Consider the following 19,912-nt stretch of genomic DNA (forward strand, 5'->3'; position numbering starts at 1 on the left):
GCGAGTACTCAGGGCAGCCGCGACCGGGAGCCGTCATGGGCGTACGCAAGGACTTGAATCAGGCGAGGAAGCGCGGTGACCTGGCGAACCGCGTCAGGGTCCAGGTCGTCCGCGACGACACCGGCACCGTCCGTGAGGCGCGCACACCGGCCCTGGCCCGGCCGCCGGTGACCGGCAGCATCGCCGACCTGCCCTTCACCAACGCGGCCGAGGCGCCCGACGCCGTCGTCCTGCGCCGCGAGGAGCGGGGCACCTGGCGCTCGATCTCGGCCGCCGAGTTCGCCCGCGAGGTCACCGCGACCGCCAAGGGACTGATCGCGGCAGGCCTGGAGGCGGGCGACCGCGTCGCGGTGATGTCCCGCACCCGCTACGAGTGGACGGTCCTCGACTTCGCCATCTGGGCGGCCGGCGGCCAGACCGTCCCCATCTACGCCACGTCGTCGTCCGACCAGATCGAGTGGATCGTCCGGGACTCCGGGGCCCGCTTCGTGATCGCGGAGACCGCCGAGAACGCGGAGGCCGTGCGCACGGGCACCGCCGAGCACCCCGAGCCCCCGCGCTGCTGGCAGTTGGAGGAGGGCGCGATGAGCGAACTCGCCGCCCTCGGCCGGGACCTCCCCGACGAGGAGGTCACCAAGCGCCGCGACGCCCTCACCCCCGGCACGGTCGCGACCGTCTGCTACACCTCCGGCACCACCGGCCGCCCGAAGGGCTGCGTACTCACCCACGCCAACCTGCACGCGGAGGCCGCCAACACGGTCGAGTTGCTCCACCCCGTCTTCAAGGCGGTCAGCGGCCAGGTCGCCTCGACCCTGCTGTTCCTCCCGCTCGCGCACATCCTGGGCCGCACGATCCAGATCGCCTGCGTCATGGCCCGGATCGAGCTGGGCCACTGCCCGAGCATCAAGCCCGACGAACTCCGGCCCGCCCTCAAGGCGTTCCGGCCCACCTTCCTGGTCGGTGTGCCGTACCTCTTCGAGAAGATCCACAACACCGGCCGCGCCACCGCCGAGCGCATCGGCCGGGGCGCCTCCTTCGACCGCGCGCACCGCGTCGGGGTGCGCTTCGGCCAGGCGTACATGAACAGGTTCCTCGGCAGGGGCAAGGGCCCGGGCCCGGCGCTGTACGCCGCCTGGGCCCTGTACGACCTGCTGGTCTACCGCCGCGTCCGGCGCGAGCTCGGCGGCCGCATGCGCTACGCGATCAGCGGCGGCTCCCCGCTCGACCGCGACCTCAACCTGTTCTTCTACGCCGCCGGGATCATCATCTACGAGGGCTACGGCCTCACGGAGACCACCGCCGCCGCCACCATCGTCCCGCCCCTGCGCCCCCGCCCGGGCACGGTCGGCCAGCCGGTCCCCGGCACCGCGGTCCGCATCGCCGACGACGGTGAGGTGCTCATCAAGGGCGGCATCGTCTTCGGCACCTACTGGAACGACGAGGCGTCCACCGACGCCGTGCTCACCGACGACTGGTTCGCCACCGGCGACCTGGGCTCCCTCGACGAGGACGGCTACCTCACCATCACCGGCCGCAAGAAGGACGTCCTCATCACCTCCGGAGGCAAGAACGTCTCCCCGGCCGTCCTGGAGGACCGGCTCCGCAGCCGCCCGCCCGTGGGCCAGTGCGTCGTCGTCGGCGACAACCGCCCCTACGTCGCCGCCCTGATCACCCTGGACCCCGAGGACGTCGCCCACTGGCTCTACGTCCGTGGGATGCCCGCCGACACCCCGCTGTCCGAGCTGGCCGCCGATCCCCGGATGCGCGCCGACGTCCAGAAGGCCGTGGACTACGCGAACCAGGCGGTCTCCCGTGCCGAGTCCATCCGCGAGTTCCGGCTCGTGGAGGGCGAGTTCACCGAGGCCAACGGCCTGCTCACCCCGTCCCTGAAGATCCGGCGCCACGCCGTGACAACGGCGTACGCGGCCGAGATCGAGGCGCTGTACGGCGGCTGAGGGGGCGCGCGCCCGCGTTTGCACGCACGGATACCGGTGGCTGATCCGGCCAGTTGATTTTGGCGCGGCATTCGGGTGAATCCCCGAGTGGCCGCGCGTTCCGTGGTTTCTTCGTTCCTCTTTCCCTCGTTGCACAGCCCGCAGGCCATCGTTCGAGCCATTCACCCGGCGCTCGCTCGGCTCAGGCCGTCATGGGTGCGTGGCTGCACAGAAGGGAAAACAGGTGAAGCCAAGAGACAGCACCGCTTGATGCAGCGCTTCAGCCGCCCGGCTGTGTACCGGTCAGGCCTGGATCGCCTTTGTGGCGCCGAGGCCGACTATCCCCCCTCCTACGAGCAGGAAGAAAAAAAGATCGTGCGACAGACCCTGAGCAAGGGAATGGTGGCGGCGGCGGCCGCGACGGGCATTCTGTCCCTGTACAACCCCTCGGCGCTCGCGGATTCGGATGCGAAAAGCGCCGCAGAGAGCTTGCCCGATGTCATGTCGGGCAACGACGTCCGGGCTCTCGTGCGCGTTCCCGTCAACCTGTGCGGCAAGACGGTCGACGTCGCTGGTTTCGGCAACCGGGCCTTCGGTAACTCCTGCACCGGCAAGGCGAAGTCGAGCAGCTCCCGGCAGGCCGCCCGATACGACTTCGGGCATGACGACGCACAGCGCGAGGAAGAAAAGGGAGGGCGCGGTTCGCGGACTCACGAGTCCTCGGAGGCCCACGGTCACTCGGAATCGCGTGGCTCCGGACAGCATGGTCTCTCCGAGAAGCACGGGCTCTCCGGCAAGCACGGTTCCCCGGACGAGTACGGTGCCTCGGAGAAGCGCAAGCACCCGGGCGCCTCGGCGCACGATGAGTCCCGGGTTCCGCGCGGGATCGGTTCCGGCAACGTCATCCAGGTACCGGTGGACGTCCCGCTCAACGTCTGCGGCAACAACGTGGACATGATCTCGGCGCTCAACCGCGCGTTCGGCGACGAGTGCGCCGAAGCCGAGCCCCCGAGGCACCACCCGAACACGCCCGAGGACTGCGACGAGAAGGACAAGCCCCGGCACCAGCCGCCGAAGCACGGCCGGACGACGCCGCCCGTCAAGGCCAAGCCGGCCACGACCACACCGGTCAAGCCTTCCGTCGCCCCGCCGGCCATGGCGGAGACGGGAGCCGAGGGTGTGCTGGTCGCCTCGGCCGCCGGCACCGCGCTGATCGCGGGCGGAGCCCTTCTGTACCGGCGGAGCCGAGCGGCCTCCCGCCGATGACGCCACGGGTGCCGGACGCCTCGCGTCCGGCACCCGGTGTCACACCCGGTCCGTCACCGGCTCCGGATGACGGACCCGGTCCCGGCCGCCCGGGACCCACCGCCGGGCCGCGGAATCCGCCGGCCCGGCACGCCCGCGTCCAGCCGACGCCGTACGCCTCGCACCAGCGTCCCCGCCGTGAACCCCGCGCCGAGCACGAACCGCATCGCGGGTCCGAAGCCGGAGGCCGTCGTCAGGCCCGCGAGGAACAGCCCGGGCACCGACGACTCGAAGTCCCGCCCGACCGCGGGCGAACCGTCGGACACGGCCGCCAGGCCCCCGCGTACGTCCTCCGCCACCATGTCCAGCCGGTCGCAGGTGGCCTTGAACCCCGTGGCCGCGATGACGTGGTCGGTCTCCAGCGTCGCCCGCTCACCGCCGCGGCCCACCGTCTCCAGCCGTACGCGGCCGCCCGACTCGACCGCGGACGTGACCCGCCGGCCCAGCCTCACCTCGACGACCGGCTCGACCCGGTCGCGCACCCACCAGGCACCCGCCGGTCCGAGTGCGGTCGCCGCGATGTGCGTGCGCTTGGCCTCCGGGAGGCGGTGGAACCAGGCCGGCCGCTCGGAGTAGAACCAGTTGCGCCAGCCGACGCCCAGACCGCTCTGCGGTGAGCGCACCGACTGCCAGGGCGAGCGCTCCAGCGGGGTGGGAAGGCCGTTCCAGTACAGCCGCGGGGCGCGGACCAGTACCCGGGCCCGCGTGCCCTGTTCGGCGAGCAACGCGGCTGTCTCCAGCGCCGCCTGACCGCCGCCGACCACCGTGACGTCCCGGTCCCGGAAGCGGTCGAGGTCACTGTGGTCACTGCTGTGCGAGACATGCGCCGGCCCCAGGGACCTGAGCGCGGACGGTACCTCGACGAACGGCATGACGCCGACAGCGAGTGCCACCGTCTTCGCGCGCAGCGTCTCCCCGTCCTCCAGGACGGCTTCGAAGCCGCCCGGGCAGAACTGAAGGCCCTTCACCATCCGTTCGTCGACGGGCGGTACGGCGTGCTGGGCGAACCACAGACCGTACGACGCGAACGTCTCGACCGGAATCGGCTCGCCGTGCCGGGCCGTCGTGCCCAGCTCCGCGCAGTACACGTCCAGGCGCCACTTGCCCTCCGGGTCCGAGAGGTTGGACGCCCACGGCTCCGACTTCAGGAACATGCCGCGGGGCATGTGGTCCCGCCAGGACGCCATGGGCCGCCCGACCACGCGCAGGCTCAGTCCCGCGGCCGCCGCGTGGGCCGCGATGGACAGTCCGTAGGGGCCGGCGCCCACCACCAAAAGGTCGTACATCAGCAGTTGCTCGCTCTCTCGTCATCGTTCAGGTAAGCCGGGGCGCCCGTCTGGCGTACGATCCGCACCTCGGGAGCGGGTCTGCGTTCCGTCAGGCGGCGGACCGCGTGCCGGCACCACAGCGCCCACAGCGCCAGGCCGGGCACGAGGTCGTCCCGGGCGTGCCAGGCCAGTTCGCGCCGGCGGCGCGGAACCAGCGCGGTCAGCGGCGCGTAGTTCTCCACGACGAAGTCCCGGCCGGGCAGCGGATTGCCGTCCGGGACCGCGCGGTGCGTCAGATCCAGGTGCAGGGCGCGGACGACGTCCACTCCGGCCGTGTCCGCGAAGAGCCGGAACTGGGCGCCGGGGCGCGGATTGAAGTCGAGCAGGTGATACGCGCCCGCGCCGTCCCGGCGGAAGTCGAGGTCGAACACGCCCCGGTAGCCGAGCGTGCTCACCAGCCGCTCGGCCAGCTCCCGCACCTCGGTGTTCGGCGTCCAGCGGCCCACGGTGGTCAGGCCCGCGCCCTGCGGCCAGGCACGCTGCTTGCGGCCGGGTCCGCCGCCGCGCACCACACCGTCCCGGCCGGCGTACCCGTGGAAGAACCAGTCGCGGTCCTGTCCCGGCGGCAGGAACGCCTGGAGCAGCAGCCGGCTTCCCCCCTCCTCGCTCCGCCGGAACAGCGCCTGCGCCTCGTCCGCCGTGCGCACCACCTGCGTGCTGCGCAGTCCCGACCCGGTGGGCACCCGCCACGGCCGGCTCCACTTGGCCACCACCGGCAGCCCCAGCTGCCAGGCGAAGGCGGCCGCCTGGGCCGTGTTCTCCGGGATCAGCGTCACCGGATGCGGAATGCCCAGGCGCTCGCACACGGCGGCGAGCTCGGCCTTGTCGGCCACCCGCTCGGCGAGGTCGGCCGGCTGGTCGGGGAGCAGGTAGTGGCCCCCGAGTTCCGTGCGCAGCCGGCACACCGCGAGGGCACTCGCGTCGTCCATGGGGATCAGGACGGCGGGCCGGCCGACCCGGGCCGCCACCTGCCGCAGGACCGCGACGAACTCGGCGTCGGACGCCCCCGGCGGCGGCGGGGAGTGCGTGGCGGCCACGAAGCGCGACCGGGCGTGCGGGCCGGCGGAGTCGGCGACGACGTGCACCTCCACACCGGCTCGGCCGAGGGAGCGCACGGCTCCGAGCGTCCCGTGGTGGAAGGGGTTTCGGTCGATCCGCAGCAGAACGGCGGGGACGCGGGAATCGAGAGGGGACACGAGCGACTTCCTTTCTGGTCATCTGGTCATCTGGTCGTTCGTCGGTCGTCCGGTCATTCGGGGAGCGGTCACCCGGGCGGGCGAGGGGACCACCCGATGGCCGGGCCCCGGCTGGCGGGGTTCGCATTCATATGACTGGGTGTCAGCAGGAGAGCTGTGGATACGAAGCGGCTGAAGTGAACAGCAGCGGGCGACAGCGCAGGAGCTGCGGAGAGGAGCGTGCATGGGCCCACAGCGACGGCGACCCCGAAGCGGACGGCTGGCGTGCGTCGCCGGTGTGGCCGCGTCGGTCGTGTTCGTCTCGGGACCCGGGAGTGCCGCCGGGGACGGGGCCGTGCCGGGCGGCGGTCCTCCCGTGCCCGCCCCGACCGTGCCGGCGAAGGAGCCGGCCGCCGTGGCACCCACGGCGTCGGCGTCAGCCACACCGGTCGCCCCCGAGGCGCCGGCGATCCCGGTCGTACCGCCGGTTCCGGCCGCCCCGGAGGTGCCGGGCATCCCGGTCGTACCGCCGGTTCCGGCCGCTCCGGAGGTGCCGGACATCGCCGGCCCGCAGGCGCCGGCTTTCGGCGCCTACCTCGGCTACGGTCCCGACGCCGTGGACCGTATCGCCCGGTTCAGCGAGTGGCTGGGCGGGACCGAGCTGCGCGTGGCGCACACGTACCTGCCGGGCGACCGGTGGAGCAACATCGAGGGTCCGCAGGGCTTCCTCGACGCGTGGGCGCAGTGGCGCCGGGAGAAGACGGACCGCATGTTCGTCCTCAACGTGCCCATGATGGAGCGCAACGAGGAGGGCGTCCCCGACGCCGAGGTCCGCGCGCTGCTGCGGCGCGGGGCGGCCGGCGCGTTCGACCACCACTTCCGCAGGCTCGCCGAACGGCTCGTCGAGCTGAAGGTGCCGGACACCGTCATCGTGCTCGGCTGGGAAATGAACGGCATGACATACACCCATCGCTGCGGGCCGGACCCGCAGAACTGGAAGCGGTACTGGAAGCGGATCGTCACGGCGATGCGGGCGGTGCCGGGACAACAGTTCCGGTTCGACTGGACGCCGAACCGCGGCCGGGACGCCGTGCCGTGGACCCAGTGCTATCCCGGGGACGACACGGTCGACATCATCGGCATGGACGCGTACGACCAGCCGCACGGGATGTCGTTCGACGAGCAGGTGAGAGAGCCGTACGGACTCCAGGCACACGTGGACTTCGCCAGGGCCCGCGGCAAGCCGGTCTCGTATCCCGAGTGGGGCCTCTTCCGCAACGGCGACAACGCGTCGTTCATGCGGGGCATGCTCGACTGGATGGAGCGGCACAAGCCGCTGTACCACACCATCACCGACTACTGCCCGCACGGAGTGTGGCGGTGCGGAGCCAACCCGGAGGCATCCCGGATCTACCGCTCCCTGCTCTCCGGCCGCCCCGCCCCCACGCCGGTGAGCCCGCCCTCGCCCAGGTGCACGCCGCTGGCACTGGGCGACTGGGTCGAGGACTGGCTCGGCGAGAATCTGTGCCTGCCCCGCAACTGGTTGTAGGGCGGCCGGGGACGCGGGGGCGGCGGGCCGGTCACGGCCCGCCGCCCGGCGCTCCCTGTGCCGGCGGACCAGCGTCTTGCCGCGGCTGCGTGCGGCCACGTCGCAGACGACCGCCGACAGCAGTGGTGCCGTACGCCACCGGGCGAGAAGGAGCCGCTGGTTGACCACGGTCTCCGGGCGCCAGTGGAGCTTGTACGGCTCGTTCCCGCGCAGCAGGCTCAGCACCTGGTGGCCGCCGGCGCTCGCGTACTCGGCGAAGGCGCGCAGCAGCATCGTGGCGACGTCCACCTTCCGCTCCCGCAGCCGGGGATGGGCGCCGTACAGATATCCGCACGCCAGCTTCCCCGACAGCAGGGTCACGTCGACGGCCAGGACGTCACCGCCGACCCGGAACTCGGTCACCGCGGCCTCCCCGGACCTGACCATCGGGCCGAGGGAGCGGGCCAGGTGCTCGTGGAACCGGGGCCGGACGTGCTCGGAGGTCACGGTGCGGCCCTGCCACTGCAGCCGGTGCAGATCCAGCATCGTGCGCAGGGCTCCGCCCACCTCGTCGTGCGGTACGGCACGCGGCTCGACGCCGAGGCCGCCGAGCTTGCGGATCTTGGCCCGGACGCGCTGGGCCCGGGAGGCCGGCAGCCGCGTCAGCAGCTCGTCCATCGGCCGGGCGGGAAGCTCCAGGCACACGGAGTCGGCGATCCGCCGCCGGGGGCCGCGCCACAGGTCGTACACGCGCTCCACGGCCGCGCCGGGCCGCACCTCACGGAAGTCGATCAGCGCGGTGCGGGCCAGTGAGAACAGCGCCGAGGTCAGCGCCGCGGCCGCGCGATCGGCCCGCTCGTCGTCGATGAGGACGTCCGCGTAGTCGGAGATCGCACCGCCCAGGGGGACCAGGGTGGGCAGCGGCGACATGACGAGCATCAGGGGAGCGGCGGCGAGCAGCTCCCCGCCCTCGCGCACCAGCACGACACGCAGCCGCCCGGGCCTGCCGTACGACAGCCACCACGAGTGCAGCCAGGCGTGGCTCTGGAACGGGGTGGCGGCGGAGCACCGCCGGTGGAGGCGGGTCCAGGCGGGGCCGAGCCCGGCGAACTCGTGCTCGTCGGTGCAGAGCTCGGCGTACAGGGTGCCGGCGGGACGATCGGTGGCGTCGTCCACGGCCGGGAGCGTGGCGGTCACAGCTTCCGCTGCGCGTCTGCGGCGGTCGCCGGGCCCGGCACGGACCCGGCCGGGGCGGCATCGGCGCCCTGCCGGGGGCGGACCAGCAGGAGCAGGCCCCCGAGCAGCCCACCCGCGCTGGCCCCCACCAGACCCGTCACCGCCGGCGAGGCCGAGGACGCCTCCGTGGGCGGGGTGGCACGCGCGAACTGGTGGAGCTTGACGTGCGTGCTGTCCTCGGCGTGGTTCGCGTGCTTCGTCAGGGAACGCGAGACGGCGTTGGCCATGTCGGCGGCCAGGTCGGCGCGCGCGGACGTGGCCGAGACGGCGACCATGGGCGCGTCCGGCGAGGTCGCCGTCCGCACGCTGTCCCGCAGCGTCGTGACCGGCACCCCGGCCCACACCTGCGCGTCCCCGAGCACCGCGAGCTGGGTGGCCACACGCCCGTAGGCCTGCGCGAAGCCCAGCGCGGCCTGCGTGTCCGTCCCCTTGGCGGGCACGGCGACGACATAGTTCGTGGCCGTGTACGTCGAGGGTTTGACGGCGCCGTACGTGCTCCCGGCCACCCCGCCGAGCACGACTCCGGCCACAAGCAGCGACCAGGCGGGCAGGGCCTTCACACGGGCGAGGGCGGCGGTCGCCCGGGAGATCCCGGGCGTACGGTCGGTCTTGTCGGTGATGTCGGCGAGGTCGGTCATGCGGAACTCACTCCCAAAGACGGGCTTCCGGAAGACGGGCTGAGCGGCTCCGGGGAAGTGCGGGTGCGTGGGGGCGTGCCTGAACTTCCCCGGGGTCGCTGCGAGACGGCCGCCGCGTACACGTCCATGAGCTGGGCGGCGCTGCGGGTGATGCAGTAGTGGTGGGCGGCGGCGGGGACGGCCCGCGACCCCGGGTCCTCGGCGCGGGCGTCGAGCAGGGCGCGTACGAAGGAGTCCTCGCCGCCGGGCACACGCCTGGCGCCGGGTGCGGAACCCGGCGGCAGGTCCTCGACCGCGGGACACGCGACGTAGAGCACGGGCAGCCCCGCCGCCAGGGCCTCCACGACGGCAAGACCGAAGGCCTCCTCGCCGCTGGGCGAGGCGAGGACGTCCATGGCGGACAGCAGCGACGGCAGATCGGCGCCCGGCGAGCCGCCGGCCGGCCGCTCGCCGGTCAGCAGCACCCGGTCGGCGGCCCCCGCCTGGTGGGCGACCCGCCGCAGCACGCTCTCCTCCGGGCCGCCACCGACCAGCAACAGCCAGACGTCGTCGGGGAGCCGGCCGAGCGCCCGGACGAGGACGTCGAAGCGCTTGCCCGCCGCCAGCCGCCCCACGCCCCCGACGACGTACGCGCCCTCCGGCAGCCCGAGCCGTCTGCGGGTGCGCTCGCGCAGCGCGGGATCGAAGCGGAAGCGCTCCAGATCGATGCCGTTGGGTACGACCTCGATGCGCGGGCCGGGAACTCCCCAGCTCCTCAGCCGTTCGGCGACCGTGGGCGAGACGGCGACCGTGGCGCTGCCCAGGCGCTCGCTGGCCAGGTACAGCGCGCGGACTCCGGCGGAGAGCCGGCGGCCCTCCATCTGGGACGCGCCCAGGGAGTGTTCCGTGGCGACGACGGCCCGCACGCCGGCCAGCCGGGCGGCGACCCTGCCGTACACGCACGCCCGGTACAGGTGGGTGTGCACGAGGTCGTAGCGGCCCGCGCGGATCAGCCGCACCAGGCGGGGCAGGGCCGTGAGGTCGCGGTTGCCGCTCATGCCGATGTGGGTGACGCGCACGCCGTCGGCGGTGAGGCCGTCAGCGACCGGGCCCGGGGTCGTGAGCGTCACCACGTCGCATTCGACCGGCAGGTGGCGCAGCAGCAGCCGGAGTTGCTGCTCCGCGCCACCGACGCCGAGGCCGGTGATGATGTGCAGGGCCTTCACGTCGTCAGGCCCCCTCGACGGGACGGCGGCGCAGCCGGTGCAGCCGGTGCTTGAGGAACAGCCGCACGGAGGTGTCGCTCTCCCCGATGTGGACGCGGGGCAGGGCGTGGACGCCGTTCAGCGGACCGGGGTCCACGGCACACGCGTAGGCGTACCCGGCGTCCCGCACGGCTCTCATGACCCGCCGGTCGAGGTACCCGTACGGGTAGCAGAAGCCCTGGATCTCGGCGCCGGTCAGCTCGGTCAGCAGCATCCTGCTGTCGGCGACCTCGGCGCGCAGCGTGGCGGTGTCCGCCTTGGTGAGGTCGATGTGCGTGAGCCCGTGCGAGCCGATCTCCACGCCCTCCGTGGCGGCGGCCGCCTGGATGCCCTCCCTGCCCAGCAGACGCTTGCGCGGGCCGAGCGGATCCCAGGCGTTCTCGCCGTCCAGCCGCCCGGGCAGGACGAAGACGGTGGCCCCGCAGCCGTGTTCGCGCAGCAGCGGGACGGCGACGTCGACGAAGTCCGTGTACCCGTCGTCGAAGGTGAGGCCCACCAGATCCCGCCCCTCGCCACGGGCCCGGGCGGCGAGCAGGTCGGCCATGCTCACGCCGCGCAGCCCCCGGCGGCGCAGCCAGCGCAACTGGCGGTCCAGCCGGCCGGGGGAGACGGTGAGGCGGTAGGGGTCGTCGGAGGTGTCGCCCACGGAGTGGTACATCGCCACCCACAGGCAGGTGCCGAAGACGGGTCTGGTACCGGCGGTCGGGTCGGTCGGCTCAGCGGTTACGGGCATGTGGCAGCCTTCGTGTGACGGAACGGAGTGCGGGTGTGACGCCGCCGGCCCCAGTCCAGGCCAGCGTGACGAAGACGAGGGACACGACCGCCAGACCCAGGGCGAGTCCGACCACGGGTGAGTCCACGCGGCTCGCGCAGAACAGCCCCGCCGCGCAGGCGAGCACGGCCGCCCGCACGGGCCTGCCCATGCCGACCACCACCTGCCGGACGCGGATCGGGACCCCGCGACCGCCGACGCCGTGCAGCAGGAGCAGGGCCGTGACGGTGATCCCGGCGGCGTTGGCGGCGGCGATCCCGCTCACGCCCCAGGCGCCGGCGGTGGCGGCCCCGATCAGGGAGGTGACGAAGATCCCGGCGGCCATCGCGGCGAGCGGATACCAGCTGGGCCGCCGGGAGGAGAAGTACGAGCGGATGAGCGCGCCCACCATCGAGTGGCCCAGCAACCCGAAGGCGTACACACGCATCACGGAGGCCGTGGCGGCGGTGTCCTGGGCGGTGAACGCACCGCGCTGGAAGAGCAGTTCGGTGATCTGCGGCGCACACGCGACGATCGCCGCCGCGCCCAGCAGCACGATCGACGCCACCAGGACCAGGTCCTTCTCCACCCGCTTGCGCGCCCGCTCGGTGTCGCCCTCGGCCAGTGCCTGCGCCACCACCGGGAAGGTGACGGTGCACAGCATCAGCGAGAACGTCATCGGGATCTGGGCCACCTTCTGCGCGTAGTTGAGGTGCGAGATGGCACCGGCCGGCAGCGTGGAGCCGATGAAACGCTCGATGAGCACCTGGGACTGACGGCACAGCGCGAAGAGGAGGACCGTGCTGACGAGGGCGAGGCCGAGCGGGCGCTCCGGCTCCACGGTCTGCGCGGAGGCCGCCGACTTGCGCCTCAACTCCCTGAGCAGCGACGGAAGCTGGGCCAGGATCATCAGCACGCCGCCCACCGCGACCCCGGCCGCCGCCGCACGCACTCCCCAGGCCCCGCCGAGGACGAACATCGCCGCGATGATCGCCGCGTTGTACGCCACGTAGATCGCCGCGGGCGCCGTGAACCGGCGGTGGGCGCGCAGCGCCGCGCTGCAGTACCCGGCGAGCCCGAAGGTGAACACACAGGTCGCGGTCAGCCGGGTGCAGTACACGGCGAGCCCGGGGTCGGACAGACCGGGCGCGAGCACCCCCACGACGTACGGCGCCGCGGCCATCAGCAGGACGGCCACCGCCGCGAACGCCAGCGACAGCCGGGGCAGCGTGGTGGCGACCAGCGAGCGCACCGGGTCACCGGGGGCGCCCTGAGCGCGGCGGGCCACGGCCACACTGAGCATGGGCACCAGGACGATGGCCATCCCGTCCTCGATGAGAAGGGTGGCCGCGAACTCCGGGATGGTCCAGGCCACCAGGAAGGCGTCCGTCTCGGACCCGGCCCCGAACAGGTACGACAGCGCCTGGTCGCGCCCGAGGCCCAGCAGTGACCCGATGGCGGTGAGTACGGCGGTGACGAGGGTCGCCCGGGCGAGGAACCGTCGTGTGGGCGGAGCGGACTCGGCGGACTCGGCGGTGGTCCGGGCGGCGGGCACGACCGCCCCCGACTCGGGTTCGGACTCGGGGCCGGGCCCGGAGCCCGGCTCGGGCGCCGCCGCGGCACTGTCGGTCACGGGCGGAGGTGTCGCGGTCATGACGCTGCCGCCTCCTGCGGCTCGGTGGCACCGGCCGGTTCCGGGTCGGTGGGACGGGGGGAGACGGCCGTGTCGGCGAGGGCCCACCACGCCGCGAGCCCGAGGGCCACGCCGGCCAGTACGGTCGAGGGCCCGCCGATGTCGGCGTACACGAAGTCGACCAGCTGCCACACGATCAGCCCGCACGCGACGAGCCCGCAGTCCGAGCCACCGGACCCGGCCCGCGGACCGCCGTCCGCGCGCCGTGCCCGCGCCAGCCTCCGCAGCCCGCACACCAGCAGCGCCAGCCAGCTCCCCGTCAGGGCCAGGAATCCGATGAGCCCCTGCTCGCTCAGCACGAGGAGGTACATGTTGTGCGGCGACAGCAGCGGCTGCTTGCGGAACGCGAGGCCGGCGCCCGCGATGTCGGCCCCGGAGGACAACGCCAGCGAGGCGCGCCCGTCCCGGTGCTCGGGGAAGCGCTTCAACCCCACACCGGTCAACGGCTGTTCGCGCCACATGTCGACGGCCGCCGCCCACATCGTGTACCGGTCGGTGACCGACTGGTCCGGGGCTTCGGCGACCTGCGTGATGCTGCTGATCCGCTCCTGGAGCAGTGCCGAGCCGATGCCGAGCCCGCCCACGAGGATCACGCCGACGGCGGCCATCGCCGTGAACACCCCCATCGCCCGCCGCAGCCCCGCCAGCACCACCTGGAGCGCGCACGCGGCGGCCGTGGCGATCCACGCCCCCCGGCTGAACGACACCGCGAGCGGCGCCACCAGCACCACCGCGCACAGCGCGGCGGCCGCCCGCTGCCGGGCGGTGCGCGTCCCCGACCCGAGCGCCAGCCCGACCGCGCACAGCAACCCGAACGAGACGACCGTGGCCATTCCCATGACGTCGGTGGGGCCGAACGTGCCCACCGCCCGAACGTCCTCACCGGCGTAACTGGCCCCGGTCCCGGTGACGTACTGGTGCACGCCGACGGCCCCCTCCCACAGGGCCAGCCCCACGAACGACCAGGCCAGCACCCGGAAGTCCGCCCGCCCCCGCACGCTCAGCAGGACCGCCGCCGGCACCAGCACGAAGATCTGCAGGTACCGGGCGAACCCGGTGAGCCAGGACCCGGGCGGAGCCGCGCCGGCCACCGCCAGCGCGAGCCCCAGGACGGGCAGCCCCAGCACCACGGCGGCCGTCGGGGCCAGTGGCCGCCGGCGGTCCCGTACGAGGCGGATCCCGCACCACAGCACCAGCAGCCCGGACACGACGTCGGCCGCGTGCGCCCCGCCCCCGCCGTCGGGGGCGACGGGCAGCGCCAGCACGGCGAGCACCGCCACCACCGGCAGGACGGGCGACGCGGCGCGAGGGGGACACCACCGTGCCCGGACGGGGCCGAGCGCTCGGGGGAGGGCCACGGTTCAGCTCCCCGTGGGACGGACGAGCGCGACCGCCGTGCGCAGCATGATGCAGACGTCCTGCCACAGGGACCAGTCGTCGATGTAGGCGTTGTCGAACCGTGCGCGGTCCTCGATGGAGGTGTCGCCGCGCAGACCGTGGACCTGGGCGAGGCCCGTGATGCCGGTCCGCATGCGGTGGCGCTCCGCGTAACCCGGGTGGGTGTCGCTGAACTTGCCGACGAAGAAGGGGCGTTCGGGGCGCGGCCCGACCAGGCTCATGTCTCCTCTGAGGACGTTCCACAACTGGAGCAGCTCGTCCAGGGAGCTCTTGCGCAGGAAGCGGCAGAACCAGCGCATCTGGTGCTCGTTCGCCACGCTCCACCGCGTCGCGGCCTCGTGCGCGTCGGCCGGGCGGTGCGTGCGGAACTTCAGCAGCGTGAACGGCCGCCCGCCCTTGCCGATCCGCTCCTGCCGGAACACCACCCCGGGCCCCTCGGTCAGCCGCAGCGTCACGGCGGTCGCGAGCAGCAGCGGGCTGACCAGAAGCAGCAGGGCCCCGGAGACGACGACGTCCAGCGCCCGTTTGCGCAGACCCTCCCGACGCTCGGTCAGCTCGAGGCGGCGACACGTGAACCCGGCGAGGCGTTCACCTCCGCGGTCGTACGACGGCGACTCCGCGTCCACCTGCCACAGCGCGCACCCGGCCGCGGCCAGGGCCGCCAGCAACGGCCCGTGTTCGGAGCGGGGGCCGACGACGAGGACGGCCTGGACGCTGTTCTGGACGATGGCCCGCCGCACCTCCTCGTCGGTGGTGAGTACCGGCAGCCCCTCGTCCCCGGCCGGCTGGCCGGAGACCACGCCCACGGGCCGCAGCCCGCACCCGGGGTGACGCAGGAACGCGGCGGCCGCGCGTTGCGCGGTCGCCGCGGGGCCGACCACCAGAGCCGCGCGAGGCCTGCGCAGCAGCGCCCGGCGCCGTTGCCAGTGCACGACTCCGCGGCCCGCGCAACTCGCCGCCGACTGCAGGGCGCAGCCGAGGGCGAGGGTGCCGGCGGACAGCACGTGGTCCGGGGAGTACGCCGCCACCGCCGCCGCGAGCACGGCCCAGCCGACGACGATCCGCGCGCAGACGGCGGGCAGTTCGTCCAGCACCGCCGGCACGGCGGGCGGCCGGTACAGCAGCGCCCGCGCGTTCAGGCACACGACGGCCAGCAGTATCCCGGCCACCAGCAGCGGGCGCCACGGTGTCCGGGCGTCGGTGAGCGCCAGGGCGACCAGGAGCGCGGCGCCGGCGTCCACCGTGAGCAGCGCCGGCCGCGTGAACCGCCGGTGCGGGACGGGGCGTCGAACGGCCGGGAACCCGGGGCCGCCGGCGGCCCCGCGCGGAGGGATGACCGAGACAGTCGAGGATCCGTACTCCCGTGGCTCCGCGCCGGGGGAGGGGACGGTACTTTCCGCAGTCACGAGTGGATTGACTCCCTGTACTCTGTGGTTTCTCCGCACGGGGCGGGCTCGGCGAGCGCGGACCGTGGCGCGCGGCCGGAGCGGGCCGCGTCTTCGCCCACCGCACGGGCTCCGTCGCCCAGCAGTTCGAGGTAGACGTCGGTCACGGCACCGGCCGTGTGCCGTACGTCGTGGTGGGTCAGGATGTGACGGCGCCCCTGCTGGCCGAGGGACTCGCGCAGCCGTGGATCGAGCAGCAGCCGGGTCATCGTGCGGGCCAGCGCGTCGGGGTTCTCCGCGGGCACGGGCTCCTGCCCCGGCGGCAGACTCTCGCGGGCCCCGTCCACGTCCGTGATCACGACGGGCCGGCCGCACGCCATGGCCTCCAGCGGCGCCAGCGCCATGCCCTCCCAACGGGACGGCAGGACGACGAGGTCGGCGGCCTGGTACCACGGCGTGGCATCGGCGGTGGCCCCGGCGAACAGCACACCGCCGGGCGCGGCCGCCCGCAGCGCCGACGCGTCCGGCCCGTCGCCGACCAGCACGAGCCGGGCTCCGGGCACCTGCCGGGCCACCGCCCGCCAGGCCGCCAGCAGGATGTCCTGCCCCTTCTGCCGGCACAGCCGCCCCACGCACACGACCAGCGGAGTGTCCGCTCCCAGGCCGGCGAGCAGCGGAATCTGACCCCGTACGGCGCTGAGGGCCGCGGGACGGAAGCGCCCCGGGTCGACTCCGTTCGCGATCACCCGCCACCGGGCCCGTACTCCGGCCCGTTCGCCGGTGACCCGCTCGGCCTCGCTCACGCACACCACGCGGTCCGCCCAGCGGGCGCCCCACCGTTCCCACTTGAGGGCGAGTGAGGCGGTGGCGCCGCCCACGGCCTCGAACGACCAGGCGTGCGGCTGGAAGACGGTCGGGATCCGCCCGCGTACGGCGAGGCGCGCGGCCAGTCCGGCCTTGGCGCTGTGCGCGTGCACGAGGTCGGGCCGTACGTCCGCGAGGAGGCGGCGCAGGTGCCGTACCTCCCGCACGAGCGTGCGCCCCGGCGAACGCGTCGCGTGCCAGTGCCGTACGTCCGCGCCGAGGGCCTTCAGGGCGGGGGCGAGACCACCACCGGGGCAGGCGACGGTGACGTGCAGTCCGTCGGCGAGCTGTGCCCGCATCAGGTCCGTCACGACCCGGGCCACACCGCCTTCCACGGGCTGGGTGATGTGCAGGATGCGGGAGGGAGGAGAGGCCGACGGTGACAGCTTCATTGGTGTTCCTTGCTCACGAACCCGGAGTGGGGCGGACTGCCTCACGGTCTGGCGTCCACGGCGACGAAGAGGGCTCCGACCCAGGTGGGGTCCCGCCGTGAGGCGATCCGGAAGGCCAGCTGGTCACCGCCGCGCCGGATCCCTTCGCGCAGATCGAGCACGTCGGAGTCGTAGCCGAAGGTGTTCGGATGGTCGGGGGCGCGGTCCGGGCCGGCTCCGCCGAACTCCCTGATCGTCGAGTTCAGCGCGTCGTCCTGGGGGTTGGCGGCGTCGCCCAGCGCGATCGGGTCCTGGCCCCCGGCGGACACGGTGAACGTGTCGCCCGGTGAGCCGCGGTCACCGTTGTAGGCGACGAGACCGACTCGCCCGCCCGCCCCCTCGGGGAAGGGGATCCCCTGCATCCGCACTTCCTGGGCCCGGTCGCCCGTCAGGGCGCCGAAACCGTCCCACATCGCCAGGTGCCGCAGCGGCTCCGACTCGTGCTCGTACGCCACCACCAGAGTCCAGCCGCCCCAGGCGCCGACGGGTGAGCGGCCCCTGGCCACGTTGATCTGCGCCACGGTGTAGAGCCCCGGACCGGCGGACCGCACGAGCGGCGTGACGTCCGCGGTGGCCTGGAAGGCGTCCGCGCCGTGCGCCACCTGGTGCCCGACCACCGAGTCCGCGAGCACCTCCTTGTACGCGCCGCCGGCTTCCGCGACGAGCACCCGCCCGTTGTCCTCCGGCGGTTTCTGCTCCCCCACCCGCAGGTTGCCGCCCCAGTACAGGCGCGCGTACGTCACCCGCGCGCCCTTCGGCAGACGCACCTCGCCGTGGCTGGAGTTGTAGGTGTTCGGGTCGCTGTCCACGTCGACGTAGGTCATGTCGAAGTCGCCGTTGGCCGCCGCGCGGCCCTCGCGGGCGCCGCCGCACGACGACGCGGACGTTTCGCAGGTGACGGACGAGTTGGCCGCGCGCACGATCCCACCCCGCTGCACCGCTCGGTACCGCTCGGCGAACGCGAGGCTCTGCGCCTCCGGGGCGGGCGGGGCGGCCGGTGCGGCAGCGGGGGAACTGCCGGGCGCACACATCGCAGCAATGGCGAGGACGCCCGCGACCGCACGGGGAAGCAGCGGGCCCAGGGAATGGCGCATGACCGTCGGTGCCCTTTCGGAGGCGGGTGGCGGTGGCAGCGGCGGTCACGACGTGTCCGCGCTGGTGGAGTGCGTGAGGCGGTTCGCAACTCTAACTAGCAAACGGACAAAAACGGTGATATTCGATGAAACCGATAAGTGTGTCGGAGCTGTGAAATCCGAACAGCCCCGCAGCTCCCGCGGCAGGGGGAGCCGGGCGCCGTTCCCCCGAACGGTGGCTGGGGCGCAGAGGGTCTGACGCCCCGTCTGATCAGGCAGGACACGGCGACAGAGGGAATCGTGTGATGACGGTGGGCATATGATCGGTTGCGGGAAGTGATGGGCGCTTTCACGGTGGGCTCAAGACCCAGCGTCCTCCGAAAGGAATGCCCATGCCCGCTCTGTCCGCACGGCACATCGCCTCCAGCGCGCTGTGCGCCACCCTCCTGGTCGGGATCACCGCCCCCACCGCCATGGCGGTCGACTCAGCCCACAAGCACAGCCGGACGGCGTCACCTGAAACGCGGCTGGATGGCGCGGACGCGCTTCTCGCGAAGCTGAGGAAGTACAACGGGGGAGAACTCGCCCCGGTCGCCGACCTGCTGGACGCCGTGCTCAAGGCGGACAGTGACCGCCTTACCGCCGACGAGATCAGGAGACTGAGCGCCGACGCACAGAGTGCCCTGGCCAAGGTGTCCGCCGGCACTTCGGCGGGCGTACTGCCGGCTCCCGCCGGGAGCGCCGCCGGCCTCCCGAGCGGCGACCTGGACGACCTGGACGACCTGCTGGACGACGTACTCGACCTGGACGATCTGCTGGACGACGTACTCGACCTGGACGGTGTGCTGGAGGACCTTCTGGACGCCGTCGAGGAACTCCTCGAGGCCATCGCCGACGGTCTCGAGGACGTTCCCGACGATCTCGACGACCTGCTGTCCGAGCTGGCCGACCTCATCGACGACCTGCTCGACACCGACGACCTGGGAGGGATTTTCTCGTCCGACGTAAGGGTGTCCAGCACGCAGAGCCAGACCGCGGTGGCTCCCGTGTCGGGCGTCGCGCTGCCCGTCAAGCCGCTGACGCAACTGCTGCTGTCGGCCCCGTGAGAGTTCGTACAGTACGGCAATTGGCCGTCCGGTCGTGGTGCCGCCTTTCGGGGCGGCACCACGACTTTGTTCTCGGAGATCTCATATGAGGAGTTCGCAATTTGCGGAACTCCGGTTTCCGCCCCGGCCAGGGATCGTTAGGCACGGCGACAGCATTTCCCTCCGGCGACCTGCGTTGCCGAAGAAAGGAACATGATGAAGTCTCTGAAGGCTGCAGCCGTCGTTGCCGGGTCCTTGATCGCCGCTGGTTCCGCCACACCCGCGTTCGCCCACGACGCCGCCGCCCAGGCGCCGGTCGGCTACACCGCTCCCGACCAGGCGCCCGCCGGTCACAGTGCTCCGGCTCAGGCCCCTGCCCAGGCTCAGGCGCCTGCCCAGGCTCAGGCGCCTGCCCAGGCCCAGCCCCAGGTTCAGGCTCAGGCACCTGCCCAGGCCCAGGCTCCGGCTCAGGCGCCGGCCCACAGTGCTCCGGCTCCGGCTCCCGCTCAGGCTCCGGCTCCGGCGCCTGCCCAGGCTCCGGCTCCCGCTCAGGCTCCGGCTCCGGCGCCTGCCCAGGCTCCGGCTCCCGCTCAGGCTCCGGCTCCTCAGCCTGCGCAGGCCCCCGCTCCGGCTCCCGCTCAGGGGCCTGCCAAGAGCAGCGCCCCCGACGTGGCGGCCACCGATCTCAACGGCGGCCTGAACACGCGGATTCCGGGCGGCGTGACCGCGGGGGGCAAGGGTTCGCTGCTCCCGACGGTGAAGGAGGCCGCGGCCGCACTGAACGAGGTCAAGCCGGTGCACGGCAACCTGGTGATGTAAGGGCTGAGGCGTGCGGCACGGAGGG

15 protein-coding genes and 1 pseudogene are annotated in these 19,912 nt (G+C 73.3%); 5 read left to right on the top strand and 11 right to left on the bottom strand.

Translation table 11 applies throughout. The features are described 5' to 3' along the window. Positions 1–35: 35 nt before the first annotated feature. Together ACZ49J_RS00890 and ACZ49J_RS00895 are read left to right on the top strand one after the other, a co-directional pair. On the top strand, positions 36–1,955 hold the full coding sequence (locus ACZ49J_RS00890; protein WP_467454683.1) for an AMP-dependent synthetase/ligase: 1,920 nt from the start codon (positions 36–38) through the stop codon (positions 1,953–1,955). An 87-nt stretch (positions 1,956–2,042) separates the two neighbouring features. After that, positions 2,043–3,200: a chaplin gene (locus tag ACZ49J_RS00895; protein ID WP_467454682.1), complete on the top strand. Its 1,158-nt coding sequence runs from the start codon at positions 2,043–2,045 to the stop codon at positions 3,198–3,200. A 53-nt stretch (positions 3,201–3,253) separates the two neighbouring features. On the opposite strand, the gene ACZ49J_RS00900 is transcribed toward ACZ49J_RS00895, so the two are convergent. Further along, positions 3,254–4,525, bottom strand: coding sequence for an FAD-dependent oxidoreductase (locus ACZ49J_RS00900; protein WP_467454680.1), 1,272 nt, complete (start codon positions 4,523–4,525; stop codon positions 3,254–3,256). Then, the gene (locus ACZ49J_RS00905) at positions 4,525–5,763 is read right to left on the bottom strand and encodes a carboxylate--amine ligase (protein WP_467454679.1); all 1,239 of its coding nucleotides are present in this window, start codon (positions 5,761–5,763) and stop codon (positions 4,525–4,527) included. The genes ACZ49J_RS00900 and ACZ49J_RS00905 overlap by 1 nt, the downstream gene beginning before the upstream one ends. Before the next feature lie 223 nt (positions 5,764–5,986). Here ACZ49J_RS00905 and ACZ49J_RS00910 point away from each other — a divergent pair, with 223 nt between their 5' ends. Next, positions 5,987–7,291, top strand: coding sequence for a glycoside hydrolase family 26 protein (locus tag ACZ49J_RS00910; RefSeq protein WP_467454678.1), 1,305 nt, complete (start codon positions 5,987–5,989; stop codon positions 7,289–7,291). Positions 7,292–7,327: 36 nt separating this feature from the next. Here ACZ49J_RS00910 and ACZ49J_RS00915 read toward each other — a convergent pair. The 9 genes and pseudogenes from ACZ49J_RS00915 to ACZ49J_RS00955 all read right to left on the bottom strand — a co-directional run. Further along, a pseudogene (locus tag ACZ49J_RS00915) lies at positions 7,328–8,446 on the bottom strand (GNAT family N-acetyltransferase); the annotation flags it as partial. Between the two features lie 17 nt (positions 8,447–8,463). Next, a complete protein-coding gene (locus ACZ49J_RS00920; RefSeq protein WP_467454677.1) occupies positions 8,464–9,144 on the bottom strand; it encodes a YveK family protein in 681 nt (226 codons plus the stop codon). Continuing rightward, entirely contained in the window at positions 9,141–10,349 is a 1,209-nt protein-coding gene (locus tag ACZ49J_RS00925) for a glycosyltransferase (RefSeq protein WP_467454676.1), read from the bottom strand. Before ACZ49J_RS00925 ends, ACZ49J_RS00920 begins: the two co-directional genes overlap by 4 nt. Positions 10,350–10,353: 4 nt before the next feature. Then, the gene (locus ACZ49J_RS00930) at positions 10,354–11,046 is read right to left on the bottom strand and encodes a polysaccharide deacetylase family protein (RefSeq protein WP_467454840.1); all 693 of its coding nucleotides are present in this window, start codon (positions 11,044–11,046) and stop codon (positions 10,354–10,356) included. Positions 11,047–11,104: 58 nt separating this feature from the next. Beyond that, complete coding sequence (gene murJ, locus ACZ49J_RS00935) at positions 11,105–12,793, bottom strand: murein biosynthesis integral membrane protein MurJ (protein WP_467454674.1); 1,689 nt, start codon at positions 12,791–12,793, stop codon at positions 11,105–11,107. Next, entirely contained in the window at positions 12,790–14,190 is a 1,401-nt protein-coding gene (locus ACZ49J_RS00940; protein WP_467454672.1) for an O-antigen ligase family protein, read from the bottom strand. Before ACZ49J_RS00940 ends, murJ begins: the two co-directional genes overlap by 4 nt. 3 nt (positions 14,191–14,193) lie before the next feature. Continuing rightward, on the bottom strand, positions 14,194–15,636 hold the full coding sequence (locus tag ACZ49J_RS00945) for an exopolysaccharide biosynthesis polyprenyl glycosylphosphotransferase (protein WP_467454670.1): 1,443 nt from the start codon (positions 15,634–15,636) through the stop codon (positions 14,194–14,196). After that, entirely contained in the window at positions 15,633–16,871 is a 1,239-nt protein-coding gene (locus ACZ49J_RS00950) for a glycosyltransferase (protein WP_467454668.1), read from the bottom strand. Before ACZ49J_RS00950 ends, ACZ49J_RS00945 begins: the two co-directional genes overlap by 4 nt. Positions 16,872–16,912: 41 nt before the next feature. Continuing rightward, complete coding sequence (locus ACZ49J_RS00955) at positions 16,913–18,004, bottom strand: DUF3344 domain-containing protein (protein ID WP_467454667.1); 1,092 nt, start codon at positions 18,002–18,004, stop codon at positions 16,913–16,915. Positions 18,005–18,375: 371 nt separating this feature from the next. On the opposite strand from ACZ49J_RS00955, the gene ACZ49J_RS00960 reads away from it, so the two are divergent. Both ACZ49J_RS00960 and ACZ49J_RS00965 read left to right on the top strand, forming a co-directional pair. Beyond that, the gene (locus tag ACZ49J_RS00960; protein ID WP_467454666.1) at positions 18,376–19,089 is read left to right on the top strand and encodes a hypothetical protein; all 714 of its coding nucleotides are present in this window, start codon (positions 18,376–18,378) and stop codon (positions 19,087–19,089) included. Positions 19,090–19,737: 648 nt separating this feature from the next. Continuing rightward, entirely contained in the window at positions 19,738–19,887 is a 150-nt protein-coding gene (locus tag ACZ49J_RS00965; RefSeq protein ID WP_467457307.1) for a hypothetical protein, read from the top strand. Positions 19,888–19,912: the final 25 nt, after the last annotated feature.

The organism is Streptomyces sp. NPDC030840 (assembly GCF_055572015.1).

Excerpts from the sequence above, each read along its gene's own strand:
- ACZ49J_RS00890 (WP_467454683.1), top strand. The coding sequence starts at position 36 with ATGGGCGTACGCAAGGACTTGAATCAGGCGAGGAAGCGCGGTGACCTG.
- ACZ49J_RS00900 (WP_467454680.1), bottom strand. The coding sequence starts at position 4,525 with ATGTACGACCTTTTGGTGGTGGGCGCCGGCCCCTACGGACTGTCCATC.
- ACZ49J_RS00910 (WP_467454678.1), top strand. The coding sequence starts at position 5,987 with ATGGGCCCACAGCGACGGCGACCCCGAAGCGGACGGCTGGCGTGCGTC.
- ACZ49J_RS00920 (WP_467454677.1), bottom strand. The coding sequence starts at position 9,144 with ATGACCGACCTCGCCGACATCACCGACAAGACCGACCGTACGCCCGGG.
- ACZ49J_RS00930 (WP_467454840.1), bottom strand. The coding sequence starts at position 11,046 with ATGTACCACTCCGTGGGCGACACCTCCGACGACCCCTACCGCCTCACC.
- murJ (WP_467454674.1), bottom strand. The coding sequence starts at position 12,793 with ATGACCGCGACACCTCCGCCCGTGACCGACAGTGCCGCGGCGGCGCCC.
- ACZ49J_RS00950 (WP_467454668.1), bottom strand. The coding sequence starts at position 16,871 with ATGAAGCTGTCACCGTCGGCCTCTCCTCCCTCCCGCATCCTGCACATC.
- ACZ49J_RS00955 (WP_467454667.1), bottom strand. The coding sequence starts at position 18,004 with ATGCGCCATTCCCTGGGCCCGCTGCTTCCCCGTGCGGTCGCGGGCGTC.
- ACZ49J_RS00960 (WP_467454666.1), top strand. The coding sequence starts at position 18,376 with ATGCCCGCTCTGTCCGCACGGCACATCGCCTCCAGCGCGCTGTGCGCC.